General features: G+C 68.9%; 8 protein-coding genes. All 8 read left to right on the top strand.

The window, feature by feature from the left end; genetic code table 11:
- Nucleotides 1-250 (top strand): biotin/lipoyl-containing protein (locus Q0Q47_RS22125; RefSeq protein ID WP_293864914.1); only part of this gene is annotated, 250 nt, incomplete at its 5' end.
- A 3-nt stretch (nt 251-253) separates the two neighbouring features.
- A complete protein-coding gene (locus Q0Q47_RS22120; protein ID WP_293864911.1) occupies nt 254-1,270 on the top strand; it encodes a C-terminal binding protein in 1,017 nt (338 codons plus the stop codon).
- 18 nt (nt 1,271-1,288) lie between these two features.
- On the top strand, nt 1,289-1,954 hold the full coding sequence (locus Q0Q47_RS22115) for an amino acid ABC transporter permease (RefSeq protein ID WP_293864908.1): 666 nt from the start codon (nt 1,289-1,291) through the stop codon (nt 1,952-1,954).
- Nucleotides 1,955-1,957: 3 nt separating this feature from the next.
- Complete coding sequence (locus tag Q0Q47_RS22110) at nt 1,958-2,626, top strand: amino acid ABC transporter permease (protein ID WP_293864905.1); 669 nt, start codon at nt 1,958-1,960, stop codon at nt 2,624-2,626.
- Nucleotides 2,627-2,815: 189 nt separating this feature from the next.
- Nucleotides 2,816-3,622: a transporter substrate-binding domain-containing protein gene (locus Q0Q47_RS22105; RefSeq protein WP_293864901.1), complete on the top strand. Its 807-nt coding sequence runs from the start codon at nt 2,816-2,818 to the stop codon at nt 3,620-3,622.
- 421 nt (nt 3,623-4,043) lie between these two features.
- Nucleotides 4,044-5,117 carry a malate/lactate/ureidoglycolate dehydrogenase gene (locus Q0Q47_RS22100; protein ID WP_293864898.1) on the top strand — a complete coding sequence of 358 codons (1,074 nt, stop codon included), beginning with the start codon at nt 4,044-4,046 and terminating at the stop codon, nt 5,115-5,117.
- Between the two features lie 30 nt (nt 5,118-5,147).
- Entirely contained in the window at nt 5,148-5,867 is a 720-nt protein-coding gene (locus tag Q0Q47_RS22095) for an RraA family protein (RefSeq protein WP_293864895.1), read from the top strand.
- A gap of 99 nt (nt 5,868-5,966) precedes the next feature.
- On the top strand, nt 5,967-7,001 hold the full coding sequence (locus Q0Q47_RS22090; RefSeq protein WP_293864892.1) for a lysylphosphatidylglycerol synthase domain-containing protein: 1,035 nt from the start codon (nt 5,967-5,969) through the stop codon (nt 6,999-7,001).
- The last annotated feature ends 58 nt before the right edge of the window (nt 7,002-7,059 follow it).

Here is a 7,059-nt window from a genome sequence, read left to right as displayed (position 1 = left end):
GCCGACGGTGGCCGGCGAGCCCGTGAAGATGCCGTTCGGCGACCTCACCGTCATCGAAGGCAAGCTGGTGCGGTGGCTGAAGAAGCCGGGCGATGCCGTGGCGGCGCAGGAGATCGTCGCCGAGATCGAGACGGACAAGGCGGTCGTCGAGATCGAAGCCCCTGCCTCCGGCGTGCTGGCCGAAGTGCTGCAGGAGGCGGGCGCGGTGGTGAAGATGGGCGAGACCATCGCGGTCATCGGCAAGGGCTGATCGATGCGGGAGATCGTCCTCGTCCAGTGCATCAACGACGAGACGGCGCTCGAGGATCGGGTCGCCGAGGGCCGGGCGATCGTGCGCGTGCACCGGGGCGGCGACCTGCCGCAGGCGGTGCGTGACAAGGCCGAGGCCCTGCTCCTCTACTCCGCCACCGCGCCGATCCCGCACGCGCCCGACGCGTTCCCGGCATGCCGGATCGTGATCCGCACCGGCGTCGGCTACGACACGATCGACCTCGAGGCGTGGGGCCGGCGGGGCGTGCCCGTCTGCAACGTGCCGGACTACGGCACGTCGGAGGTCGCCGACCACGCGCTCGCCCTGATGCTCTCGCTCCTGCGGGGCACCGGGCAATACCAGGAGATGCTCCGCGCCGATCCGGTGGCCGGCTGGCGCTTCGGTGCGCCGCCGGCGATGCGCCGCATCCGCGGCCTGACGTTCGGCGTGGCCGGCATGGGCCGCATCGGCACGGCCGCCGCCGCCCGGGCGCGCGGCTTCGGCATGGAGATCGCCGTCTTCGATCCCTACCTGCCCCGTGGCATGGAGATCGCGCTCGGCGCGCGGCGGGTCGAGAGCCTCGCCGAGCTCTTCGCCACGTCCGACGTCGTCAGCCTGCACACGCCCGCCAACGACGAGACGCGCGGCATGGTCAACGAGCAGGTGCTGGCGCAGGCCCGCCAGGGGCTCGTGCTCGTCAACACGGCCCGGGGCACGCTGGTCGACCTGCAGGCGCTCCACGACGCGATGCGCGCGGGGCGCGTCGCCGCCGCCGGCCTCGACGTCCTGTCGACCGAACCGGCCGACGCCCGCCATCCGCTCATCGCCGCCTTCCTCGCCCGCGAGCCGTGGCTGGAGGGCCGCCTGGCGCTCACGCCGCATGCCGCGTTCTACAGCCCCGAGGCCCAGGTGGACCTGCGCACCAAGGGCGTGGAGACGGCGCTCGCCTATCTGGAGAGCGGAGATCTGCGCAACTGCGTCAACACGGCCGTCCTGGCGCCCCGTCGGGGCACGGGCTGAGGTGGGGCGGGGGACGCGGTGACATACACCTTCCAGTTCGGACAGATCCTCGGCTACTGGCCGCAGCTCCTCAACGGCGCGCTGCTGACCATCAAGCTGTCCGCCTTCGCGATGGTGTTCGGTCTCATCATCGGCGTGGTCTGTGCGCTTGCCCGCACCTACGGCAACGCCGCGGCCTCGTGGGCGGCGGCGGGCTATGTCGAGTTCATCCGCAACACGCCCTTCCTGATCCAGCTCTACTTCGTCTTCTTCGCGCTGCCGAACTTCGGGATCCGGCTCGATTCGAACACCGCGGCCCTTGTCGCGATGAGCATCAATCTCGGGGCCTACTCGACCGAGATCGTCCGGGCCGGCCTGGAATCGGTTCCGACCGGGCAGATCGAGGCGGGCCGCTCGCTGGGGCTCAAGCGCCTGCAGATCATCCGCTTCATCATCCTGCTGCCGGCCATCCGCGCGGTCTATCCGGCGCTGTGCAGCCAGTTCATCCTGACGCTGCTCGGCTCGTCCGTGGTGTCGGCGATCGCGGCCGAGGAACTCACGGCCTTCGCCAATACCCTCAACATGCAGACCTTCCGGAGCTTCGAGATCTATCTCATCGTGACGGTCCTCTACATCGCCATGGCGTTCGCGTTCCGGGCGATCTTCGCCGGCGTCCACCACCTCGTCTTCGCGAACAGGGGGTGAGGCATGCTGCGCACCTTCGGACCCAACGAGATCTGGTTCCTGGTCATGGCGGCCCGCTGGACGATCCTGCTGTCGCTGCTGGCCTTCGTCTTCGGCGGGCTCGTTGGGCTCGTGCTCGCGGTTGCGCGCATCGCGCCATGGACGTGGCTGCGGGTCATCGTCTCGCTGTGGATCCAGGTGGTCCAGGCGACGCCGATGCTGATGCTGCTGCTGCTCTCCTATTTCGGCATCAACATGCTGGGCGTGCGCATCGACGCGTGGACCGCGGCGATCATCTCCTTCACGATCGGCACCAGCGCCTTCCTGGCCGAGATCTGGCGCGGCTGCCTGCAGGCCGTGCCGAAGGGACAATGGGAGGGCGCCAAGGCACTGGCGCTCGACTTCAAGCTGACGCTGGGACTGGTGATCCTGCCCCAGGCGCTGCGCATGGCCCTGCCGCCCACCGTCGGCTACATGGTGCAGGTGGTGAAGGGCACGTCGCTGGCCGCCCTGATCGGCTTCACCGAGCTCGCCAAGGCGGGCACCCAGATGAACACCGTTACCTTCGAGCCGATCCGCGTCTTCGGCACCGTCGCCCTCATCTACTTCGCCATCTGCTGGCCGCTGTCCATGCTGGCGCGGCATCTGGAGAAGAAGCTTCACGTCGGCACCCTGCGCGTGCAGGCCCTTTGACCGGCGGCTGAATAAGGCGGGCCGGAGGGGCGGCCCGACGACAACGGCAAGGCCCGGCGAAGCCGGGCCAAAAACCAAAGCAAGGATCCGGCGAAGCCGGACCAGAGACCAAAGCAAGGATCCGGCGAAGCCGGACCACGGACGGCAGGAAACACCCGGCTCAGCCGGACAACTCAGGAGGAGACGACCATGCGCTTTTCACTCAGGCGGCTTGCATTCTCCCTTCTTCCGGCGGCAGCGCTCGCACTCGCGGCCTTCGGCAGCACGGCGAAGGCCCAGACTCCGGACGAGATCATCAAGCGTGGCAAGGTGGTGATCGCCATCGACACCACGGTGCCGCCCTACGGGTCGCTCGATGCCAGCAACAATCCCGTGGGCATCGACGTCGACGTGGCCAACGCCATCGGCAAGCAGCTCAAGGTGCCGGTCGAGTTCGTCACCGTGAACTCCCCCGGGCGCATCCCGGCGCTGCTCTCCAACCGCGTCGACATGGTGATCGCGATCTTCTCGATCACCGCCGAGCGCGCCTTGCAGGTGTCCTTCTCGATCCCCTATGCCGGCCAGTCGGCCGTGCTGATCGCGCCGAAGTCTGCCGCCATCAAGGGGCCGGACGACCTCAAGAACATGAAGATCGGCGTGACCCGCGGCGCCCTCGAGGACGGCGCGCTGACGGCCATGCAGGTTCCCGGCATGCAGCTGCTGCGCTTCGATGACGGCCCCTCCACCGTGCAGGCCATGCTGTCGGGTCAGATCGACGCCATGGGCGGCGGCGACTACGGCGAAATCTACCTGCGCAAGGGATCGAAGGGCGAGGAGTACGAGCAGAAGTTCCCGCTGCGCGCGGCCCACTTCGGCATCGGCATCCGTCGCGGCAACGCCGAGCTGCTGCAGTGGCTGAACACCTTCGTCTACCAGCTCAAGAACACGGGCGAGCTGGACCAGATCTCCAAGAAGCACCGCAACGGCGCCCCAATGATCCCGCTGCCGGTGTTCTGAGCGGCTGCAGCATTCTGCCTGCTTCGACACACCGCCTACGGCGGCTGCCCAGAGGATGTGACTCTTTAGGTCGTCCAGCGAGCACCTCCCTCTCCGCGTCATGGCCGGGCTTGGCCCGGCCACCCACGACTTTGGGATGGCCCCGGCAAAGTCGTGGGTCCCCGGGCCAAGCCCGGGGATGATGACTGAGAGATCGGTTCGAACTGGACTGCCAGCCCTCAAGTGAAAAGTTCACAAGCTCTGAGCAGGCCGCGGAGCGGCCGTGTCGAAGGACGCACCACGCCACCGTGCTCCAGCGCTCGGCAGGCATGCGCTCCGGCGCGAGCCGGGGCCCTTGCCAAAACCCCGCCCTGTCGGTGACTGTCGGGCGCATCGGCACGGCCATGAACGCAGGCCGGCCCACAGGGAGGCCTCGCGATCCATGGCGCAGGAGATTGTCATTGCCGAACCGCGCCTGAAGGCGGCCGTGAAGGCCATCTTCGCCGCGGCCGGATCCGACGAGCGGGAATGCGGACTTGCCGCCGACCATCTCGTCGAGGCCAACCTCCGGGGACATGACTCGCACGGCGTGGGCATGATCCCCGCCTACATCTCCAATTTCACCGTCGGCGAACTGGTGCTCAACGCCAGGCCCGAGGTCGTGCTCGACAGCGGCGCCATGCTCGTCTGCGACGGCGGGCTGGGTCTCGGCCAGAGCATCGCGCACGATGCCGTGGCGCTGGCGGTCGAGCGCGCCACGCAGACGGGCTCCTGCATTCTCGCCTTGCGGAATGCCCACCATATCGGCCGCATCGGCCACTGGTCGGAGCAATGCGCCCGGGCGGGCCTCGTGTCGATGCACTTCGTCAACGTGATCTCCAGCCCGGTGGTCGCCCCCTATGGCGGGCACGCCGCGCGGCTCGTGACGAACCCCTTCTCGGCCGGCATCCCGCGCGAGAACGCGCCACCGATCATCGTCGACTTCGCGACGAGCCGGCTCGCCATGGGCAAGATCCGCGTCGCCTACAACAAGGGCGTTCCCGTCCAGGACGGCACCCTGATCGATTCGGCCGGCGAGCCGACCAGCAATCCCGCCGCGCTTTTCGAGGAGCCGCTGGGCGCGATCCTGCCGTTCGGCGAGCACAAGGGATGGGCCCTGGCGTTGGCCTGCGAGCTCATCGCCGGTGCGCTCACGGGCGGCGGCACCATGAACAGCCAGCGCAAGCGCCCGGCCATCATCAACAACATGGTGTCGATCGTGCTGTCGCCGGAGAAGATGGGCACGGCCGACCGCTTCCGCTCCGAGATGGAAGCCTTCATCACCTGGGCCAAGTCGCCCGCGCCGGGCCGCGAGCCGACCGTCATGGTCGCCGGCGAGCCCGAGCTGAAGATGCGCGCAAAGCGTCTCGCCGAAGGCATTCCCGTCGATCCGACCACCTGGTCGCAGCTGCTGGCCGCCGGTGAGGCCGTCGGCCTCGGGCGTGACAGGCTGTCCGACATCGCCGGCGTCGCCTGACCCGACGACGCCCTTCACAGGAAACCAGCCATGTCCGCTTCCGCCGCCGAACCGCTGCCGCGCTCCGTCCTCGAGGCGCTGGGCCGCTACGACACGCCCACGATCTGCAATGCCCTCGAACTGGTCGTCCCCGAGCGGCGCCTGACGGGCTACACGGTCCGGCCGCTGGTCTGCCCGTTCCCCGACCTGCCGCCGATCGTCGGCTATGCGCGCACCGCGACGATCCGCTCGACCACGCCGCCGCCCCGCACCAAGCAGGAGGAGCGGGAGTTCCGGATGGCCTACTACACCTATGTCGGCAGCGGTCCCGCGCCGCGCATCAGCGTCATCCAGGATCTCGACGGCGCCGAGGCGGGCTACGGATCGTTCTGGGGCGAGGTGCACAGCGCCGTGCACAAGGCGCTGGGATGCCAGGGGGTGATCACCGACGGCAGCGTCCGCGACATTCCGCAGTTCGCGGAGGGGTTCCAGGCGCTGGCCGGCATGATCGGACCGTCGCACGCCCATGTTCACCTCACCGGTTTCTCCGAGGAGGTGCGCATTGCCGGCATGAGCGTGCGGTCCGGGGACCTCGTCCATGCCGACCGCCACGGGGCGGTCGTGATCCCGGTCGAGGTGGCGGCCAAGGTCCCCGAGGCGGCCGAACTGTGCAACCGGCGGGAGGCGCCGATCCTGGCCGTTGCCCGCAGCCCGGACTTCACGATCGAGAAGCTTCGCGCTGCTCTCGCAAGTGGCGACGAGATCCACTGAGAAACCTTTCCGGGAGCCTCCACTTGCCCGGCGGCTTCGGCACTGCGATAGAGGCGCCGTTTCTCGCGGCCGCCCCGGGCCGCGGATCCGGGATGCTGCATGGCTGATCCTTCTGAGCCCTCCGGCGCAGGCGACGCGCGCGAGCTGACGCCCAGCCGGCGCGCGGCCGTGGCCTCGCGCTGGCGCTGGGTCGGCACGTCGCTCAGCGTGCTGCTGTTCGTCGCGTCCATCGTCGTCCTCTACCAGATCGTCTCGACGGTGAAGTTCGCGGACGTGCGGGCGGCGTTCGACAGGAAGCCGCTGGAGACCCTGGCCCTGGCCTGGCTCCTGACCATGACGAGCTACATGCTGCTCACCGGCTACGACGCGCTGGCGCTGCGGCAGGTGAAGGCGAAGATCCCCTACCGGACCACGGCGCTCGCCTCGTTCACGAGCTACGCGATCTCGTTCACGCTGGGGTTCCCGCTGCTCACCGCGGGCGCGGTGCGCTACTGGATCTATTCCCCGCGGGGCCTGCCGGCGGGGAAGGTCGCGGCGCTGACCGTGATCGCGGGTTCGACGTTCCTGCTCGGCATGGGCGCCGTCGTCGGGGCCGGCCTGTTGTTCCGGGCCGACGCGATCAGCCAGCTCAACCGGCTCGCGCCCACCCTCAACCAGGTCATCGGGGCCGGCGTGCTGGGCCTGATCGGGGCCTATCTCGTCTATGCGGCCCTGGGCCGCAGGCACCTGAAGGTTCTCGGCCGCAGGCTCGAACTGCCGAGCTTCCCCGTCTCGGTGGGCCAGATCCTGCTCGGCATCGGCGACGTGACCTGTGCGGCGGGCGTGCTCTACGTGCTGCTGCCGGAAGGTTATGGCGTCGCGTTCCCGACCTTCGCCGCCGTCTATGCCTTCGCCTGCCTGCTCGGCATCATCAGCCACGCGCCCGGCGGCCTCGGCGTGTTCGAGGCGACGATCCTGCTCGCCTTCTGGCGCCTGCCCTACGAGGGCATGATCGGCGCGCTGCTGCTGTTCCGCATCTGCTACTACATCCTGCCCTTCTGCATCGCCCTCGCCGTCCTGGCCGGGGTCGAGATCAGGACCCGGCTCAGGGCCTTCCAGTCGCGGGTTGCCCGCGAGGAGGATTCCGAGGATTGAAGGTGACGTTCCCGTGTCGCACGGTCGCCGCATGGTGAAGCGAACGGCATTTCGGGAG

Origin of the sequence: uncultured Alsobacter sp., assembly GCF_945952055.1 — a bacterium.
Classification (GTDB): Bacteria; Pseudomonadota; Alphaproteobacteria; order Rhizobiales; family Beijerinckiaceae; genus Alsobacter.
The sequence above is the reverse complement of the archived record's forward strand: the minus strand, read 5'-3'. Positions and strand labels throughout refer to the sequence as shown.

Bases quoted from the DNA above. Each gene is read 5' to 3' on its own strand.
- Q0Q47_RS22110 (WP_293864905.1), top strand. From the start codon at position 1,958: ATGCTGCGCACCTTCGGACCCAACGAGATCTGGTTCCTGGTCATGGCG.
- Q0Q47_RS22090 (WP_293864892.1), top strand. From the start codon at position 5,967: ATGGCTGATCCTTCTGAGCCCTCCGGCGCAGGCGACGCGCGCGAGCTG.
- Q0Q47_RS22100 (WP_293864898.1), top strand. From the start codon at position 4,044: ATGGCGCAGGAGATTGTCATTGCCGAACCGCGCCTGAAGGCGGCCGTG.
- Q0Q47_RS22120 (WP_293864911.1), top strand. From the start codon at position 254: ATGCGGGAGATCGTCCTCGTCCAGTGCATCAACGACGAGACGGCGCTC.
- Q0Q47_RS22095 (WP_293864895.1), top strand. From the start codon at position 5,148: ATGTCCGCTTCCGCCGCCGAACCGCTGCCGCGCTCCGTCCTCGAGGCG.
- Q0Q47_RS22105 (WP_293864901.1), top strand. From the start codon at position 2,816: ATGCGCTTTTCACTCAGGCGGCTTGCATTCTCCCTTCTTCCGGCGGCA.